The 17,207-nt window shown below is 59.7% G+C and carries 17 protein-coding genes; 3 read left to right on the top strand and 14 right to left on the bottom strand.

What is annotated here, in order from left to right; translation table 11 throughout:
- Window positions 1-29: 29 nt before the first annotated feature.
- From AB4N43_RS25030 to AB4N43_RS25000, 7 genes are all read right to left on the bottom strand, one after another.
- Window positions 30-503: a hypothetical protein gene (locus AB4N43_RS25030; RefSeq protein ID WP_027924080.1), complete on the bottom strand. Its 474-nt coding sequence runs from the start codon at window positions 501-503 to the stop codon at window positions 30-32.
- Window positions 504-592: 89 nt separating this feature from the next.
- Window positions 593-2,032 carry an aminotransferase-like domain-containing protein gene (locus tag AB4N43_RS25025; RefSeq protein WP_027924079.1) on the bottom strand — a complete coding sequence of 480 codons (1,440 nt, stop codon included), beginning with the start codon at window positions 2,030-2,032 and terminating at the stop codon, window positions 593-595.
- Between the two features lie 248 nt (window positions 2,033-2,280).
- Window positions 2,281-3,093, bottom strand: coding sequence for an OmpA family protein (locus tag AB4N43_RS25020; protein WP_059182354.1), 813 nt, complete (start codon window positions 3,091-3,093; stop codon window positions 2,281-2,283).
- Window positions 3,090-3,446, bottom strand: a complete 357-nt coding sequence (locus AB4N43_RS25015) for a DUF4398 domain-containing protein (RefSeq protein WP_027924077.1) — start codon at window positions 3,444-3,446, stop codon at window positions 3,090-3,092. The genes AB4N43_RS25020 and AB4N43_RS25015 overlap by 4 nt, the downstream gene beginning before the upstream one ends.
- A 9-nt stretch (window positions 3,447-3,455) precedes the next feature.
- Window positions 3,456-4,289, bottom strand: coding sequence for a substrate-binding periplasmic protein (locus AB4N43_RS25010; protein ID WP_027924076.1), 834 nt, complete (start codon window positions 4,287-4,289; stop codon window positions 3,456-3,458).
- Between the two features lie 81 nt (window positions 4,290-4,370).
- Entirely contained in the window at window positions 4,371-5,300 is a 930-nt protein-coding gene (locus tag AB4N43_RS25005; protein WP_027924075.1) for an electron transfer flavoprotein subunit alpha/FixB family protein, read from the bottom strand.
- Window positions 5,301-6,050, bottom strand: coding sequence for an electron transfer flavoprotein subunit beta/FixA family protein (locus AB4N43_RS25000; RefSeq protein ID WP_007945693.1), 750 nt, complete (start codon window positions 6,048-6,050; stop codon window positions 5,301-5,303).
- Between the two features lie 547 nt (window positions 6,051-6,597).
- Between AB4N43_RS25000 and AB4N43_RS24995 the strand changes: the two genes are divergently transcribed.
- Window positions 6,598-8,262 carry an electron transfer flavoprotein-ubiquinone oxidoreductase gene (locus AB4N43_RS24995; protein ID WP_194940688.1) on the top strand — a complete coding sequence of 555 codons (1,665 nt, stop codon included), beginning with the start codon at window positions 6,598-6,600 and terminating at the stop codon, window positions 8,260-8,262.
- Between the two features lie 100 nt (window positions 8,263-8,362).
- Here the strand turns inward: AB4N43_RS24995 and AB4N43_RS24990 are convergent, their stop codons facing one another.
- The gene (locus tag AB4N43_RS24990) at window positions 8,363-9,253 is read right to left on the bottom strand and encodes an AraC family transcriptional regulator (protein ID WP_027924073.1); all 891 of its coding nucleotides are present in this window, start codon (window positions 9,251-9,253) and stop codon (window positions 8,363-8,365) included.
- 190 nt (window positions 9,254-9,443) lie between these two features.
- Here AB4N43_RS24990 and AB4N43_RS24985 point away from each other — a divergent pair, with 190 nt between their 5' ends.
- Window positions 9,444-10,496: an NAD(P)-dependent alcohol dehydrogenase gene (locus AB4N43_RS24985; protein ID WP_460152100.1), complete on the top strand. Its 1,053-nt coding sequence runs from the start codon at window positions 9,444-9,446 to the stop codon at window positions 10,494-10,496.
- On the opposite strand, the gene AB4N43_RS24980 is transcribed toward AB4N43_RS24985, so the two are convergent.
- The 6 genes from AB4N43_RS24980 to AB4N43_RS24955 form a co-directional block, all read right to left on the bottom strand.
- Complete coding sequence (locus AB4N43_RS24980) at window positions 10,493-11,296, bottom strand: IclR family transcriptional regulator (RefSeq protein WP_027924071.1); 804 nt, start codon at window positions 11,294-11,296, stop codon at window positions 10,493-10,495. The two genes, AB4N43_RS24985 and AB4N43_RS24980, sit on opposite strands and share 4 nt — an antisense overlap.
- Window positions 11,297-11,356: 60 nt before the next feature.
- On the bottom strand, window positions 11,357-12,667 hold the full coding sequence (locus tag AB4N43_RS24975) for an MFS transporter (RefSeq protein WP_027924070.1): 1,311 nt from the start codon (window positions 12,665-12,667) through the stop codon (window positions 11,357-11,359).
- 169 nt (window positions 12,668-12,836) lie between these two features.
- Complete coding sequence (dgoD, locus tag AB4N43_RS24970; RefSeq protein WP_007903915.1) at window positions 12,837-13,985, bottom strand: galactonate dehydratase; 1,149 nt, start codon at window positions 13,983-13,985, stop codon at window positions 12,837-12,839.
- A gap of 47 nt (window positions 13,986-14,032) precedes the next feature.
- The gene (locus tag AB4N43_RS24965) at window positions 14,033-14,653 is read right to left on the bottom strand and encodes a 2-dehydro-3-deoxy-6-phosphogalactonate aldolase (RefSeq protein WP_027924069.1); all 621 of its coding nucleotides are present in this window, start codon (window positions 14,651-14,653) and stop codon (window positions 14,033-14,035) included.
- 19 nt (window positions 14,654-14,672) lie between these two features.
- Window positions 14,673-15,665: a 2-dehydro-3-deoxygalactonokinase gene (locus AB4N43_RS24960; protein ID WP_059182351.1), complete on the bottom strand. Its 993-nt coding sequence runs from the start codon at window positions 15,663-15,665 to the stop codon at window positions 14,673-14,675.
- 156 nt (window positions 15,666-15,821) lie between these two features.
- Complete coding sequence (locus AB4N43_RS24955) at window positions 15,822-16,304, bottom strand: GNAT family N-acetyltransferase (protein ID WP_027924067.1); 483 nt, start codon at window positions 16,302-16,304, stop codon at window positions 15,822-15,824.
- A gap of 146 nt (window positions 16,305-16,450) precedes the next feature.
- Between AB4N43_RS24955 and AB4N43_RS24950 the strand changes: the two genes are divergently transcribed.
- Window positions 16,451-17,104: an HD domain-containing protein gene (locus AB4N43_RS24950; RefSeq protein ID WP_460152099.1), complete on the top strand. Its 654-nt coding sequence runs from the start codon at window positions 16,451-16,453 to the stop codon at window positions 17,102-17,104.
- The last annotated feature ends 103 nt before the right edge of the window (window positions 17,105-17,207 follow it).

The raw sequence follows: 17,207 nt of genomic DNA, 5'->3' as shown, positions 1-17,207 counted from the left end.
TCTGGCCAGCGGCTCACGGATGGGACGATTTACTGCTTGAACTCGAAATCCAAGGCCGCGCCTTCGACGTCCCGACGCTCTTCATTGCGCAGCTGCAATTGCATTTCGTTACTGAGCAGCCGACCGTTGAGCTGAAACGGGCTACTGCCGGACTTTTCACCAAACATTTGTGGCAGCAGCGCATCGTGACTGGGCAGCGGCACGGTGCCGATCGGTTTCAGTTCCTGGGCCATTTGCGGTGGCAGTCTCAAGTCAAGTTTGACGGGAGGCAGTTGGGTTTTCACCACTTCACTGGGCGCCTTCGACTTGGCGGCAATGGGTGGACGCTTTTTCACCACCGCCGTTGGCTTTTTCACCGTCGTGGCCTTTTTCGCAGGCAGCGGTTTTTTTGCGGTTGCGCTGGCGGCAGGTTTTTCCTGGGCAGCCGCTGCCATGACGCCTTCAGCGTGAACGGTCATCAACAGGCAAAGAAACAGGCAGACGGCAGGAAAAATCGGTTTCATGAACCCAACAGCAGTAACGGCAGAGGGCCATATGCTCGCCTGTTGCGCGCCACATGACAAGCTCCGCCGAGAACCTCCCTCCCGACTGCTCAGAAGCCGCCGGCCGTCTCCTGGCAAAGTTGCGTCGCCAGCATCCCCAACGTCATCAAGGCCCGTTCGGCTTCACGGTTCCAGGGTATGCCGCAGTTCAGCCGGATGCAGTGATTGAACTGTTCGGTGTTACTGAAGATAAGCCCCGGCGCAATACTGATGCCCTGCTGCAACGCCCGTACGTGCAATTCCTGGGTGTTGACCCGCCCCGGCAAACTGACCCACAAGATGAAGCCGCCGGTCGGCCGGGTCATCTGCGTGCCTTCAGGGAAGTATTGCTGAACGGCGAGCTGGAAGGCGCTGAGGTTCTTGCGGTATTCCTGGCGGATGTAGCGCAAATGTCGGTCGTAGCCGCCGTTTTCCAGATACGCCGCAATGCCCATTTGCGTAACACTGCACGCCGAATGGGTACTGAACGTCTGCAGGCGCTGGATTTCCTGCTGGTATTTGCCGGCAATCATCCAGCCGATCCGCACGCCCGGCGACAGGGTTTTGGAGAAGCTTGAACAATAGATGACCCGATCCAGCCGATCATAGGCCTTGAGTGATTTGGTACGCCCCTGCTCGAACATCAGTTCGCCGTAAATATCGTCTTCGACAATCTGGATGTCGAAATCAGACGCCAGGCGCAGCAATTGTTTCTGCCGCTCCTCGGGCATGGTCCCACCCAAGGGATTGCTCAGTCGCGTGGTCAGCACCAGCGCCTTGATCGACCATTGGTTGGCCGCCAGTTGCAGTGCTTCCAGGCTCATACCGGTGGCAGGATCACTCGGGATTTCGATCACTTTGAGGCCGAGCAAGTCGGCCAGTTGCAGCAGACCGTAATACGTCGGCGATTCGGCGGCGATCAGGTCGCCCGGCCGGGTCAATACCCGCAGTGACATCTGCAACGCGTCGACGCAGCCGTGGGTGATGACCACTTCGGAAGGATCGACTACCACGCCGGCATCGCGCATACGGATCGCCACTTGTCGGCGCAACGGTTCAAAACCGGGGCTGAACATGTAGCTGAAGGCTCGCGGGCTATGGAAACGAGTGACTTTGGCCAATTGCTGATGCAGCGCCCGCACCGGCAGGTAATCGACACTGGGCACTGCGGCACCCAACGGAAAAACACCCTCGCGGCGGGATTCGACCAACACTTGTTGAATGATGCTGCTGCGCGTGACCAGGCCAGGACGCTCGACCCGGGCGATGTCCGGCGTCGGCGCAGTCAGGGCCGGCGTCTGGTGAACGTAGTAGCCCGACTGCGGCCGGGCGCGGATCAGCCCTTGATCTTCAAGATTGGCATACGCCTGCAACACCGTCGCATGGCTGACGTTGAGCTGCGAGCTCATCTTGCGCACCGAAGGCACGCGCTCCCCCGGTTGATAGACACCACGGCGGATGTCTTCGGCCAGTTGTTGAGCAATACGTTGGTAGAGCAAGAGATTGGTCATGACGCAGCACTCGATTTCACGGGCATTTTATTCTTGTGTGAAACAATACCGGAACAGTTTAGAAGTGTACTGGGACAGTTGCCACAATAGTCGACCGTACAGTGCAGTGTCAGCAAAATCTGTACTGCTTTTTGCGATCAACCCTGCAAAAAGCAGACGAAAAAAAACCCGGCTCTGTCTGGCAGGCCGGGTTTGCTACAAGATTTCGGGGGTAATTCGCTTTCGCGAACCTACCTTTCCAAAGATGCTTAGCGGGCGGCGCCGAGCTGGCCTTTTTCGTCGGAGAACACAATTTCCACCCGACGGTTCTGCGCACGGCCACGCTCGGAAGCGTTTACGTCCACCGGGTATTCATCGCCGTAGCCTTCAACTTGAATGCGTTTGTCGTCGATGCCCAAATCCATCAGGACGTCAGCCACCGATTGCGCACGGTCACGGGACAGCTTGAGGTTGTCCTGCTTGCCGCCGGTGCTGTCGGTATAGCCTTCGATCCGCACCACGCGTTTCGGATTGAGCTGCAGGAACTGAACAATCTTCAGCACCACACGGTTGGCCGAATTTTTCAGCTCGGCTTCACCGGTATCGAACAGCACATCGCCCAAGGTCATCACCAGGCCACGATCCGTCTGGGTGGTCGCCAGCGCGACAATCTGCTCTTCAAGCCACTTGCCCTGTTGCTGAACGCTGAGCAATTTGGATTCGCGCAGTGCCAGTTGCAGACGCTGACGCTCCAGTTCGAGCTTCGCCGCGCGCTCTTCGTTGAGCACCAGATTGGTGTGCTCCCGGGCAATTTCGCTGTAGCGCTGGCTCAGGTAGGCGTAATGCACCACGTCCGAACCGCTGCCCCAATAGCTGGACAGACGATCGGCGCGGGCCAGCGACTCACCGGCGCGGATCACGTCCTTGGGCGCGATGCGCAGCACATTGGAGTCTTCCTTGACCTTCTGGAAGTCGGCGCCCGCTTCTTGCAAAGCGGCGTCACTGTGCTGGCCAGCGCAGCCATACAGGCTGGTGCAGCCGACGAGGATCAAGCTGGCGAGCGCTTTCGACTTCAGGCTCATTGGGCATCTCCCAGTTGCTTGCGCAGACGGGTGATACGGGTATTGAGCACGTTCAATTGCTCCTCGCTCTTGAGGGTCAACACCTTGGCTTCGGCCAGGCGCGCGTCCAGTTCGGCCTGCTCGGCCCGCATGCGCGCATGTTTGTAGGACTGCTCGGTCATATTGCTTTGGGCACGGGCGAATTTTTCTTCGGCCAGTTTCATTTCCGGCATGTCGTCGGCGGTGGCGCCCACGGCTTTTGCCTGGACGAGTGCCTGTTCGGTCAGGCGAATCTGTTCATTCGGCGCCGGATCGGCTGCACAACCCGCCAGAGCCAGAACGGCCAGGGCAGCGAAAAGAGGTCGAATACTCACTAAGAATCCCTACTGTTTTGGGGTACTGACAGGTTGTTGCTGCTGCTGTTGCTGCGCTTTCCAACGCTCGATATTGCGTTGCAACGCGGTGTCCGTCAGTCCTGAGGCGGGCAATTCTGTCATCTTTTTGGCCAGCTGTCCGCGCAACCACGGATCGTTGCAGGCGGAGTTATGGGAAACCGCGAGGTACAGACCGGGTTTGTCGATTGGCTCGGCACGGGGGACCAGGTCATTGGCCATGCTCAGCGCCTGCGCGGCCGCCATGCCGGAGTAGCGTCCGGCGAGTACAAATTCCACCTCGCCCAAGAGTAATTTCTGAAAGGCCTGGGTCAGGTTGGGCGTACGGGTGAGGGTCAATTGCTGATCGGCAAAAGTGCCGAAATCCGGGGTCATTCGAGACTTTTCCGACAATGCGCCGGGATGGCCGTGGAGGTCCTGGGCCTGGTTGTAGATCAATGCCGAGTCTTTGCGAGTCCAGACGAGGTAATCGTTTTCCAGCAACGGCGGATGAATGTAATCCAGGGTTTCCAGTTCGCTCACGGTCAACGTTGCATCGGCCAACATGTCCATGCGCCCGCTGCGTACTTCGTCCAGCGCCTGGGCGCGTTTGCCGGCATACAGCAACTCGACCTTGATGCCCAACTCCCCCGCCACTTGCTGCAACAGGTCAGCACTGGCACCGATCAGCTTTTTAGGGTTTTGCGGGTCTTGCCACAAATACGGTGGTGCATCCGGGCTGCCGGTCACAATCAGTCGATCGCACTTGCCCGCCGCATTGGACAAGGTCGGCAACATCGTCAGGCCCAGCAATAACGACCAGCCACACACGCGACGCAGATCCATGGCAACACTCTCCCACTCAACTCCGGAACAAAAAAAAAGCCCGACCAAAAGGTCGGGCTCTTTATAAGTCAGGCCGCTGGATTAGACCAGCTTCTCGAACTCGGGGATTGCTTCGAACAGGTCTGCCACCAGGCCATAATCGGCCACCTGGAAGATCGGCGCTTCTTCGTCCTTGTTGATCGCAACGATCACTTTGGAGTCTTTCATGCCGGCCAGGTGCTGGATCGCGCCGGAGATACCGACCGCGATGTACAGCTGTGGAGCAACGATCTTGCCGGTCTGACCGACCTGCATGTCGTTGGGTACGAAACCTGCGTCGACCGCGGCGCGGGAAGCACCGACAGCAGCGCCCAGCTTGTCAGCCAGGGCGTACAGGTGTTTGAAGTTGTCGCCGTTCTGCATGCCACGACCGCCGGAAACGACGATTTTGGCAGCGGTCAGTTCCGGACGATCGGACTTGGCCAGCTCTTCGCCAACGAAGCTGGAGATCGCAGCATCGTGAGCAGCAGCAACGGACTCAACCGCAGCCGAACCGCCTTCAGCAGCAACCGGGTCGAAACCGGTGGCACGCACGGTGATGACTTTCACCGAAGCGTTGGACTGAACGGTCGCGATGGCGTTACCGGCGTAGATCGGGCGCTTGAAGGTGTCAGCGCTTTCGACCGAGATGATCTCGGAGATCTGGTCAACGTCCAGCGCAGCGGCAACGCGCGGCAGGATGTTTTTGCCGTTGGAAGTCGCGGCAGCCAGGATGTGGCTGTAGCCCTTGCCCAACTCTGCAACCAGAGGCGCTACGTTTTCCGGCAGTTGGTGAGCATAGGCAGCGTTGTCAGCTACCAATACTTTGCTCACGCCAGCGATTTTCGCAGCAGCTTCAGCCACGGCGCCAACGCCCTGGCCTGCAACCAGAACGTGGATGTCACCACCGATTTTAGCAGCGGCAGCCACGGTGTTCAGTGTGGCCGGGGCCACTACTTTGTTGTCGTGTTCAGCAATAACCAAGATAGTCATTTAGATTACCTTCGCTTCGTTTTTCAGTTTCTCGACCAGTTCAGCCACCGACTTGACCTTGATACCCGCGCTGCGTGCAGCAGGCGCTTCGACTTTCACGGTCTTGTTGGTGGAGGCGGTGGAAACGCCCAAAGCGTCCGGAGTCAGCACTTCGAGAGGCTTCTTCTTGGCTTTCATGATGTTTGGCAGGGACGCGTAGCGCGGCTCGTTCAAACGCAGGTCGGTGGTGACGATGGCCGGCAGTTTCAGGGAAACTGTCTGCGCGCCGCCGTCGACTTCGCGAGTCACGGCAACGCTGTCGCCGCTGATTTCGACTTTCGACGCGAACGTGCCCTGACCGTAGCCGCTCAATGCAGCGAGCATCTGGCCAGTCTGGTTGTTGTCGCTGTCGATGGCTTGTTTGCCAAGGATCACCAGCTGCGGCTGTTCCTTGTCGACAACGGCCTTCAGCAGTTTGGCAACGGCCAGAGAAGTCAGGTCTTCGGCGGATTCGACGAGGATGGCGCGGTCGGCACCCAGAGCCAGCGCGGTGCGCAGTTGCTCTTGAGCGGTGGACGGGCCGACGGAGACGACGACGATTTCAGTCGCAACGCCTTTCTCTTTCAGGCGTACGGCTTCTTCCACGGCGATCTCGCAGAACGGGTTCATCGACATCTTGACGTTGGCAAGATCGACGCCGGAATTGTCCGCCTTGACGCGGACCTTGACGTTGTAATCCACAACGCGTTTGACAGCTACAAGAACCTTCATGGATTCCTCGTTACTCTCCGGTGAAAAGAAAGTCGCCTAGGCGAACCTGGCGGTTGATGCTCATCGGGCGCAAGGGCACCTCTAAAAACGCCGGCAAACGTGTCAAGTGACCATCGCTCATGAAGTGCATGACCGTTCGTCAGTGGTGACCAACGAGTCATTCAATATCGCGACGTGTAAACTGCGAGCCAAACCTGAGCTGCGCATCACTTGCCACTGCCATCGCCCTGTCTTTAGAGGTGCTCTTGAAACCAACAGTCAGCCTACGGCGAGCGCAAAACCGACCGTATCTTGACCGGAACGCCTATTCCGGTCAATACGGCAAAATGGCCGTTCGTAAGCCGCGTGACTTTGATTTCTCTGGCTTTGAGCCAATTCAAACAAACGTTTGTATTGGACGCTAGGAGTGGTGTAGATATAATGCGCCACCCAGAGAGAAAGGTGACTAATCGATTGTCCCCTCCCAGCATCAGTGCAGGGATTCATGGATGCGACACCAAACCTCCAATTAGAAAAAAACTGTTGAGCCTTGAGTAGGAGATAACCTGTGGAACGCGAATACATGGAATTCGACGTCGTCATCGTCGGTGCCGGCCCCGCTGGTCTTTCCGCTGCCTGCCGCTTGAAGCAGAAGGCTGCTGAAGCCGGTAAGGAAATCAGCGTCTGCGTGGTCGAAAAAGGCTCCGAAGTCGGTGCTCACATTCTGTCCGGTGCCGTGTTCGAACCACGCGCCCTGAACGAACTGTTCCCGGACTGGAAAGCACTCGGCGCCCCGCTGAACACGCCGGTCACCCGCGATGACATCTTCGTTCTCAAGAATGCTGAAAGCGCGCAAAAGATTCCTGACCTCTTTGTGCCCAAGACCATGCACAACGAAGGCAACTACATCATCTCCCTGGGCAACCTGTGCCGCTGGCTGGCTCAGCAGGCCGAGAACCTGGGCGTGGAAATCTACCCGGGCTTCGCTGCCCAGGAAGCGCTGATCGACGAGAATGGCGTGGTTCGCGGGATCATCACCGGTGACCTGGGCGTTGACCGCGAAGGCCATCCGAAAGAAGGCCTGTACACCCCGGGCATGGAACTGCGTGGCAAATACACGCTGTTCGCCGAGGGCTGCCGTGGCCACATCGGCAAGCAACTGATCCAGCGTTTCAACCTCGACAGTGAAGCCGACGCCCAGCACTACGGCATCGGCCTGAAGGAAATCTGGGAAATCGACCCGGCCAAGCACCAGCCAGGCCTGGTGGTTCACACCGCCGGCTGGCCGCTGGACATCATGGGCACCGAGAACACCGGTGGTTCGTTCCTCTACCACCTGGAAAACAACCAGGTGGTCGTCGGCCTGATCGTCGATCTGTCCTACAGCAACACGTACCTGTCGCCGTTCGACGAGTTCCAGCGCCTCAAGCATCACCCGGTGCTCAAGCAGTACCTGGAAGGCGGCAAGCGCGTCAGCTACGGCGCGCGTGCCATCTGTAAAGGTGGCCTGAACTCGCTGCCGAAAATGGTCTTCAAGGGCGGCGCGCTGATCGGTTGCGACCTCGGCACCCTGAACTTCGCCAAGATCAAAGGCAGCCACACCGCGATGAAGTCCGGCATGCTCGCCGCTGAATCCGTGGCCGAGGCGCTGTTCGCTGAAAAAGACAGCACCGAAGAGTTGACCACTTACGTCGACGCCTTCAAAAAGAGCTGGCTCTACGACGAGCTGTTCGCCAGCCGCAACTTCGGCCCGGCGATCCACAAGTTTGGCGCCATCGTCGGCGGCGGTTTCAACTGGCTGGACCAGAACATCTTCGGCGGCAAACTGCCGTTCACCTTGCACGACACCAAGCCGGATTACGCTTGCCTCAAGCTGGCGGCCGACTGCAAGAAGATCGACTACCCGAAACCGGACGGCAAAATCAGCTTCGACAAACTCAGCTCGGTGTTCATCTCCGGTACCAACCACGAAGAAGAACAGCCTTGCCACTTGAAGCTGACCGACCCAAGCATCCCGATCAGCAAAAACCTGCCGCTGTACGATGAACCTGCCCAGCGTTACTGCCCGGCCGGCGTATACGAAGTGATCACCAAGGAAGACGGCGAGAAGCGCTTCCAGATCAACGCCCAGAACTGCGTTCACTGCAAGACCTGCGACATCAAGGACCCTGCACAGAACATCACCTGGGTGACACCGGAAGGTGCTGGCGGCCCGACTTACCCGAACATGTAAGCCGAACCTCTGAACATCAAGGCTCCCGAAATGGGGGCCTTTTTGTTGCCCGCGATTTCACCGACACCACAAATCCCCCTGTAGGAGTGAGCCTGCCAACTCAGGCAGCGCGCTCATCCCCCGGATTACGCTCGAAGTAGCGCTTGTACTCCCGACTGAACTGCGACGTACTCTGATACCCCACCCGATGCGCCACCTGCGCCACGCCCAAGCCTTCAGACAGCAACAACTGCTGCGCCTTGAGCAAACGCAAGCGCTTCAGATACTGCACCGGCGACAACAACGTGCTGCGTTTGAAATGCTCGTGAAACGTCGACGCACTCATGTTCGCGCAACTGGCCAGCGTCTCGACATTCAGCGGCTCGGTGTAATGTGCATGCAGATGACTGAGCGAAGCCGCGACCCGGGCGAATTGCCCTTGTTGCTCCACCAGTGCACGCAACACATCGGCTTGCGGCCCGCGCAACGCGACGAACAGCAACTCACGCAAACGCGCCTGCCCCATCACTTGGCATTCCAGCGGATCGTGCAGGCAACGCAGCAACCGTTCGACACACCCGCGCATCGCGTCGTCGAGTACCGTCGAGGTCATCGACTCCAGCGTCTGTGCCGCAATACTGCGCCCCGCCACCAGCCCCATGGCCAACACCAATTCGCCGAGCAACGTGCGGTCGATCGCGATGGAAATCCCCAGCATCGGCCCCTCCGGCGCGGCAAAGGTTTCGCACTCGAACGGCACCGGCAAGGCCTGAATCAGATAATGGCCGGCGCCGTACTCCAGCGTGCGCGGGCCCAGGTATGCCAATTTGCTGCCCTGGACGATGATGACCAGACTCGGCTCATAGATCTGCGGACCACGGGCCACATCGCAACTGGCGCGCAATACCTGCACGCCCGGCAACGCGGTGGGCGCGAAGCCGTCGCGAGTGGTCAGCGGCTGGATCAGCGAAACCAGCGTGGCATTGGCATCGAGATGTCGGGTCAACAACATGGGAGCTCTTCACAAAAATGTCGCGGAAAAAGGGATGAAAGCATCTTCGCAGGTCTGACCGCGCATTTGATCAATCCAGCGTGGATGCCGGAGGAATAGGCATGACACCCGGAGGAATCGCCATGGTCGATGCCAGGTGCGGCGCCCAGAATGCACCGCCTCACTTGTCACTGCTTTAGCGAGGTTCCTCATGTACACCGCCATCGGATACGCCGCCCAGTCGGCCACCACTCCCCTCGCCCCCGTGAAATTCGAACGCCGCAGCCCTCGGGCCGACGACGTGGCGATCGAAATTCTCTACTGCGGCGTCTGCCACTCCGACATCCACCAGGCCCGCAACGAGTGGGGCATTGCCGTGTACCCGCTGATGCCCGGCCACGAAATCGTCGGCAAAGTCACCGCCATCGGTGCGAACGTTACCCAGCATAAAATCGGCGATCTGGTTGGTGTCGGTTGCATGGTCGATTCCTGCCGCAGCTGCGAAGCCTGCCAGTCCAACCTTGAGCAATATTGCCTCGAAGGTCCGACCATGACCTACGCCACCCCGGACCGGGTCGATGGCAGCAACACCATGGGCGGCTACTCGGACAGCATCGTGGTCAGCGAGCACTTTGTCGTGCGCATCCCGGAAAAACTCGCACTGGCCAGCGCCGCACCGATCCTGTGTGCCGGCATCACCACCTATTCGCCGCTCAAGCATTACGGGGTCAAGGCCGGCGACAAGGTCGGGATCCTCGGCATGGGCGGCCTCGGCCACATGGGCATCAAGTTCGCCAAGGCGATGGGCGCCGAAGTGACGCTGTTCACCCGCTCGGCGAGCAAGGCCGAAGAAGGTCGTCGCCAGGGTGCGGACCACGTGATCGTGTCCACCGATGCCGACCAGATGAAAGCCGCTGCCGGCTACTTCGACTTCCTGCTCGACACCATTCCGGTGCAGCACGATCTCAACCCGTACCTCGACACCCTGCGTTTCGATGGCGTGCACATTCTGGTGGGTCTGATCGAACCGATCGATCCGCCGGTCCATGCCGCCAAACTGGTGTTGGGCCGTCGTGTGCTCGCCGGTTCGCTGATCGGCGGCATCGCAGAAACCCAGGAAGTGCTGGATTTCTGCGCCGAACACAACATCACCTGCGACATCGAAATGCTCGACATCCGCCAGATCAACGAGGCTTACGCCCGCATGATCGCCGGTGATGTGAAGTACCGCTTCGTGATCGACATGGCGACCTTGAAGGTCTAAACCTTCGCGCCGAGTTCTGCCGAGAGCCGGGCTGTGACCCCTTTTATCAGGGGGATCAGCTCGGCCATTTTTTCCAGCGGCATATAAGGCACGGTGCTGGCGATGCTGATGCCGGCGACGATGCGCTTGCTGGCATCACGGATCGGCGCCGCCACACAGCGGATCGACGGCTCGTTGTCTTCCAGATCGAAGGCGTAGCCACCCGCCACATACTCGACCATGCGCTGCTGAAACTGCTCCCAGGATTGCTCCGGGTGCTGCGGCCAAAACAGATTTTTCCCACCCGCTGGCAAGCTGACTTCGTACAGCCGTTGCCATTCTTCCTGCGAGTCATCAAGCATCAAGGCCTTGCCGATCCCGGTGCGGGCCAACGGCATGCGATGGCCGACCCGCGAACGCATTTCCGGGCCATTGCGCCCCGGATTCTTGTGCAGGTACAGCACCTCGTCACCTTCGCGGATCGCCAGGTGAATGGTGTCACCGGTCAACGCCGACAACTCATCCAGATACGGCCCGGCCAAGGTCACCAGCGGCAACTCTTCGCGCGCCTGGAAACCCAGTTCGATCAGCTTCGGCCCCAACAGATAACCGACTTGCGGCACCACACGCAGGTAACGCTCGTCCACCAGGCAACTGGCCAGACGATGGGTGGTGCTGCGCGTCGTGCCGATCAGCCGGGCGATTTCCTTGAGATCGCGGGCGCCGCTGGCCACGGCCTGAACCACACCCAGGCCACGAAGCAGTGTCTGGGTGCCGGTCGGGGCGGCGTCCTTGGCGATTTTTGGGGCGTCTTCCTGCATATCCAGCCTTTACCGTTGAGCGAGTGAACGGGCGGCATTATGGTCGCCCGATGCCTGCCACTACAACTTGATACGCTCGACTTTGCCCACCAGCAAGATGTAGGAAAGCGCGCCAATCAATGCCAGCACCGAGATGTAGGTAATCGCCGGGGCAAACGAATCCCCGGTCGCCAGGAAACCGATGACAATCGGCGTGGTAATCGCCGACAGGTTGCCGATGAAGTTGAACACCCCGCCGGTCAGTCCCAGCAAACGCGCCGGTGCCAGCGTTGACACCAGTGACCAGGTGATCGACGCCAGCCCGTTGCCGAAGAACGCCAGTGCCAGGAACGCAATCACCAGCGGCGTCGACTCGACGAAGTTGGCGCCGATGATCGAGGTGGAAATCAGCAGGCCGCCAATGATCGGCAGCTTGCGAGCGAAACCCACCGTGTAACCGCGACGAATCAGGAAGTCGGAGAAGAACCCTGAGCACAACACGCCGACGAAGGCCGCGAGAAACGGCAACGACGCCAGCAGACCGGACTTGATGAAGTCCATGCCGCGATACTTCACCAGGTAGGTCGGGAACCACGTCAGGAAAAACCACAACGTCGAGTTGAGGCAGAACTGGCCGAGGTAGATGCCCCACAGTTTGCGTTTGGTCAGGACAACCCCTAGGTCGGTCCAGCTGAATTTCGCTTTGACTTTGGCTTGCTCGGCCTGGATATCCACCAACCCGCCGCCCTCGCGGATCAGGTCGATTTCGGCGTCGTTGGCGCCTTTGAAATCACGGGGCTCGCGGTACACCGCGTACCAGATCACCGCCCACAGAATGCCCACCGCACCGGTGCTGACGAACACCATGTGCCAGCCGAATTCGTGCTGAAGCCAAGCGAGAACCGGCGTCAGGAAGGCCAGGCCGACAAACTGCCCGGAGGTGTAGAAACCGATGGCCGTGGCGCGCTCGCGCTCGGGGAACCAGGTGGTGACCACGCGGCTGTTGATCGGGTACGCCGGCGCTTCCAGGGCCCCGACCGCCATGCGCAGGACGAACAGCGCGATGAAGCTGGCGGCGAAACCGAGCATCACGGTGGCAATCGACCACAGCAGCAAGGCGACGCTGTAGAGGATGCGTGGCGGCACACGGTCCACCAGCCAGCCACCGGGGATCTGCATGGCGGCGTAGGTCCAGCCGAAAGCCGAAAAGATCAGCCCGACGTGGATCGGATCGATGCCCAGTTCGCTGGTCAGCGCCGGGGCGGCGATGGAGAGGTTGCTGCGGTCCAGGTAGTTGATCACCACGGTGATGAACAGCAGGACCATGATGAAAAATCGCTTGCGACTGGGCGTCACCAACGACGCTTGCCCGGCGAGGGTTTGCGGTTGCATGAGGAGTGCCTCTTCTTATGTTTATTGAGGTCGTTCGAAAGACTGGCGCAGGCCTCTTGCAGGAGTGAGCCTGCTCGCGACAGAGGTGTGTCATTCAGCATTGATGTCACTGACACACCATCGCGAGCAGGCTCACTCCTACAGGGGATAGTGGTGAGTCAGAAAGCACTCACCACTCAGCAAAACTACCATCGGCATGGCGCCAGATCGGGTTGCGCCAGCGGTGGCCGACCGCCGCGCGTTCGATCACGTATTCCTCGTTGATCTCGATCCCCAGCCCCGGGCCATTCGGAATCTTCACGAAGCCTTTGTCGTAATCGAACACCCGCGGATCTTTCACGTAATCGAGCAGGTCATTGCTCTCGTTGTAGTGGATGCCCAGGCTCTGTTCCTGGATGAACGCGTTGTAGCAAACCGCGTCCAGTTGCAGGCACGCCGCCAGCGCAATCGGCCCCAGCGGGCAATGCAGCGCCAGCGCCACGTCATAGGCTTCGGCCATGTTGGCGATCTTGCGGGTCTCGGTGATGCCGCCGGCATGCGACGCATCCGGCTGGATGATGTCGACGTAACCTTCACTCAGCACACGTTTGAAATCCCAGCGCGAGAACAGGCGCTCACCGAGGGCAATCGGGGTGCTGGTCAGCGGCGCCAGTTCTTTCAGCGCCTCGTAGTTTTCGCTGAGCACCGGCTCTTCGATGAACATCAGTTTGTACGGATCGAGCTCCTTCATCAGCACCTTGGCCATTGGCTTGTGCACCCGGCCATGGAAGTCGACGCCGATGCCGACGTTCGGCCCGACCGCGTCACGCACGGCAGCGACGTTGGCCAGGGCGAGGTCGACCTTCTCGAAGGAATCGAGGAATTGCAGCTCTTCGGTGCCGTTCATTTTCACCGCCGTGAAACCACGGGAAACCGCTTCTTTCGCCGCACGAGCGGTGTCTGCCGGCCGGTCGCCGCCGATCCACGAATACACACGAATCTTGTCGCGCACCTGACCACCGAGCAGATCGCTGACCGACACGCCCAGGGCCTTGCCCTTGATGTCCCACAGCGCCTGATCGATACCGGCCAGCGCGCTCATGTGGATCGCACCGCCCCGGTAGAAGCCGCCGCGATAGAGCACGGTCCAGATGTCTTCGATATTGCGTGGGTCTTTGCCGATCAGATAGTCGGACAATTCTTCAACGGCCGCCGCCACGGTGTGGGCGCGACCTTCAACCACAGGCTCGCCCCAACCGGTCACGCCCTCGTCGGTTTCGACCTTGAGGAAGCACCAGCGCGGCGGAACGATGAAGGTGGTCAGTTTGGTAATTTTCATTGTCTTGTCTCTCTTATTAGAGGCAGCGCTCACCGCGCCAAAAAGTCTTAGCGAAGGGCTTTCCAGGCAGCCACGTAGGCCTTGGCATTGACGGCCACGTCCTCTGGTGTCATTCCCGGTTTGAACAAGCCGGAACCGAGACCGAAACCTTTGACGCCCGCGTCGATAAACACCTGCATGTTGTCGGGCGTGATCCCACCGACCGGCGCCAGAATGGTCCCGGCGGGCAATACCGCGAGCCAGGCTTTGACGACTGCCGGCCCCATCTGCTCGGCAGGAAACATCTTCAGCACGTCGGCACCTTCGGCCAACGCGGCAAACGCTTCGGTCGGTGTCGCCACACCCGGCGACAGGAACAACCCCGCCGCTTTCGCTGCGCGCAGCACTTTCGGGTCGCTGTGCGGCATGACGATCACTTGGCCGCCAGCGGCTTTCACCTGCTCGACCTGCTCCGGTGTCAGCACCGTGCCGGCGCCGATCAGGCAATCGGCGGGCAAGGTGCTGCGCAGGATGCGGATACTTTCGTACGGTTCAGGGGAATTGAGCGGCACTTCGATGACGCGAAATCCGGCGGCGTACAGGACTTCGCCGATGGCCGCCGCTTCTTCCGGGCGCAGGCCACGCAGGATCGCGATCAGGCCGTTTTGCGCCAAGGCGTGTTTGAGCATGTCAGACCTCCAGTCAGGTTTAACGGGATGGGTTGGAAGTGATCAGTCCGGCGGCAAGCGCCAACTGCCACAACCCGCGTTCAGTGGCTTGTTCGGCCAGCGTCACCCGGGCAAACCCGCAGGCGTCGAGGGCCCGGCTGTAGCGGGCACAGAGGTGGGCATTACCGATGAGGATGATCGAAGGCAGGTGCACGCTATTGCGCCGACGCCGCTGGGCCGTCGCCAGCGCCGACAGCTCATGACCGATCAACAAGCCCGACAGATAATCCGCCTGGGCCGTGGCGCTCAGATCACCGGTCAGCCCCAGGCTGCGGGCACTGAACACCGTCGACAGCGGACCGATTTCGCCGTCTGGCGACAACGCCACTTGCACACCACGATCAAAAGCCTGGCCATCGAAGGACGCGCCCTGCTGCTGGGTGCGCCCCAAAATGCTGTGTTCGCTGAGCACGGCGAAGATTTCGCCGGTCATGAAGGTATCGAAATGCACGATGCAGCCGTCGGCCACTTCCACCCATTTCGAATGACTGCCCGGCAGGCCGATCAACAGGTCGCTGCCCGCCTCGCTCGACAGGGTTTGCAGAACACCAAGGACCTGGGTTTCTTCGCCGCGCATGACATTTGGCAAACGCGACCGCTGAATCACACCCGGCACGATGTGCACATCGACACCGCGAAGACTGCGAACCGTTTGCAGGGAAGTGCCGAGATTGGCGACGTTCGCCGGTGTATCGCGGTAAGCCGCTTCACGCCAACCCTGGGCACTGCCGACCATGCCGCAGGCAATCACCGGCAAATCCGGCTGTGCATCGAGCCAGTCACCGCACGCCTCATCGAAGGCCAGTTCGAAACCGTCGGCGCATTCCTGACCGTTAATGATTCGCGGCGTGCGCGGCAGCTGCATGATCCCCGACGACAGCGAACGCTGTTCGAGCACCTGGCCACCTGCGGCGAGTTTGTAAGCACGTAATGAGGTTGTCCCCCAATCGAGCGCGATCAATTGCGCCAGCATCGCTTCACCTGTTTTGTTTATTGGCAGTGAGTGAGCCGGACTATAAACCCGGAAGCAGGATAATCTCAATATATAAATATCACTCCCATATATTGGGATCAGCGCAAAAAAAATCGCAGCTCATGGCTGCGATCTTTTAAACGACAAGGCTGACGATCAATTACCCTCGGCAAACTCGCGCAACACCTTTCCATCCATCCGATACCGAACCCACTCTTCCTGCGGCTGCGCGCCCAGCGATTTATAAAACTCGATCGCCGGTTTGTTCCAGTCCAGCACGCTCCACTCAAACCGTCCGCAATCATTGGCGCAGGCGATTTTCGCCAGGTGGCGCAGCAAGGTTTTACCCGCCCCGCCGCCGCGTTGTTCAGGGGTGATGTAAAGGTCTTCGAGGTACAGGCAGTTGCTGCCGAGCCAGGTGGAGTAGCTGAAGAAGAATACGGCGAAGCCGATCGGCAGGCCGTCGCGCAGGCAGATCAGGCCGTGGGCGGTGGCGCCTTCGCTGAACAGGCTGCGCTCGATGTCGGCGACGCTGGCGATGACTTCGTGGCGGGCACGTTCGTAGTCGGCCAGTTCAGTGATGAACCCGAGGATTTGCGGTGCATCGCTGGGGGTCGCCGGGCGGATCTCGATCGTCATGGGGACGTGCCTTCGTCAAAGGTTGAAAACGCCATACTAAGTTGCCACGCTGCGTCCGTCACATGGGAAATTGATCCTGAATCATGGCCCAGCTGCTACACAGGGTTGTGTTGTGGCTGAAAACTTTTTCACTTAACAGGATGTTTATGAACACTGATGCTTTCGCGCCACTGCAAATCCTCGCCGCTGACTTGCTGCCCCATGCGCTGGAGCCTTCAGAGGACGGCGCCCATGACCTGTCGCATTTGCAGAGGGTCTGGCACAACGCGCGCACAATTCACGCGCAGGAAGGCGGCGATCTTGAGGTGTTGCTCGCGGCGGTGCTGTTGCATGATTGTGTGGCGGTGGAGAAGAACTCTCCGCTGCGTTCGCGAGCATCACGACTGGCCGCCGAAAAAGCATCTGTCGTATTGGCCGACCTGAATTGGTCACGCGCCAACATCAGCGCAGTGGCCCACGCCATCGAAGCTCACAGCTTCTCCGCCAACATTCCCGCGGCATCGCTCGAAGCGCAAATCATGCAGGACGCTGACCGCCTTGATTCCCTCGGCCTGCTCGGTGTCGCGCGCACGTTCTACGTTGCCGGGCGCATGGGCAGCGCGTTGTACGACCCGCTGGACCCGGACGCACAGCATCGCGACTACGACGATAAACGCTTTTGCCTCGACCATTTCCAGACCAAGCTGCTGCACCTGGCGGACGGCTTCCAGACCGCAACCGGTCGAGACCTGGCGCAGATCAGGCATAAGCGCCTGAAGGGTTTCATGGAGCAATTCAAGGAAGAGATCGGCGCCTGCTGAAGGCGATACTCCGGCGAGCACTAACCCTGAAATCGGTAACCACAGACCTAACATCGGTGCCCTCCGTGATAGATAGATAACGCTCACGTCTATCGGGTCAAGG

The sequence above is a fragment of the Pseudomonas sp. S2_B07 genome (assembly GCF_054668435.1).
Note: the sequence above shows the minus strand (reverse complement) of the source record. Positions and strands in the feature narration are given on the sequence as shown.

What these genes read in the sequence shown, in the direction of transcription:
- AB4N43_RS25030 (WP_027924080.1), bottom strand. Translation starts at nt 503, where the DNA reads ATGAAACCGATTTTTCCTGCCGTCTGCCTGTTTCTTTGCCTGTTGATG.
- AB4N43_RS25025 (WP_027924079.1), bottom strand. Translation starts at nt 2,032, where the DNA reads ATGACCAATCTCTTGCTCTACCAACGTATTGCTCAACAACTGGCCGAA.
- AB4N43_RS25020 (WP_059182354.1), bottom strand. Translation starts at nt 3,093, where the DNA reads ATGAGCCTGAAGTCGAAAGCGCTCGCCAGCTTGATCCTCGTCGGCTGC.
- AB4N43_RS25010 (WP_027924076.1), bottom strand. Translation starts at nt 4,289, where the DNA reads ATGGATCTGCGTCGCGTGTGTGGCTGGTCGTTATTGCTGGGCCTGACG.
- AB4N43_RS25005 (WP_027924075.1), bottom strand. Translation starts at nt 5,300, where the DNA reads ATGACTATCTTGGTTATTGCTGAACACGACAACAAAGTAGTGGCCCCG.
- AB4N43_RS25000 (WP_007945693.1), bottom strand. Translation starts at nt 6,050, where the DNA reads ATGAAGGTTCTTGTAGCTGTCAAACGCGTTGTGGATTACAACGTCAAG.
- AB4N43_RS24990 (WP_027924073.1), bottom strand. Translation starts at nt 9,253, where the DNA reads ATGTTGTTGACCCGACATCTCGATGCCAATGCCACGCTGGTTTCGCTG.
- AB4N43_RS24985 (WP_460152100.1), top strand. Translation starts at nt 9,444, where the DNA reads ATGTACACCGCCATCGGATACGCCGCCCAGTCGGCCACCACTCCCCTC.
- AB4N43_RS24980 (WP_027924071.1), bottom strand. Translation starts at nt 11,296, where the DNA reads ATGCAGGAAGACGCCCCAAAAATCGCCAAGGACGCCGCCCCGACCGGC.
- AB4N43_RS24975 (WP_027924070.1), bottom strand. Translation starts at nt 12,667, where the DNA reads ATGCAACCGCAAACCCTCGCCGGGCAAGCGTCGTTGGTGACGCCCAGT.
- dgoD (WP_007903915.1), bottom strand. Translation starts at nt 13,985, where the DNA reads ATGAAAATTACCAAACTGACCACCTTCATCGTTCCGCCGCGCTGGTGC.
- AB4N43_RS24965 (WP_027924069.1), bottom strand. Translation starts at nt 14,653, where the DNA reads ATGCTCAAACACGCCTTGGCGCAAAACGGCCTGATCGCGATCCTGCGT.
- AB4N43_RS24960 (WP_059182351.1), bottom strand. Translation starts at nt 15,665, where the DNA reads ATGCTGGCGCAATTGATCGCGCTCGATTGGGGGACAACCTCATTACGT.
- AB4N43_RS24955 (WP_027924067.1), bottom strand. Translation starts at nt 16,304, where the DNA reads ATGACGATCGAGATCCGCCCGGCGACCCCCAGCGATGCACCGCAAATC.
- AB4N43_RS24950 (WP_460152099.1), top strand. Translation starts at nt 16,451, where the DNA reads ATGAACACTGATGCTTTCGCGCCACTGCAAATCCTCGCCGCTGACTTG.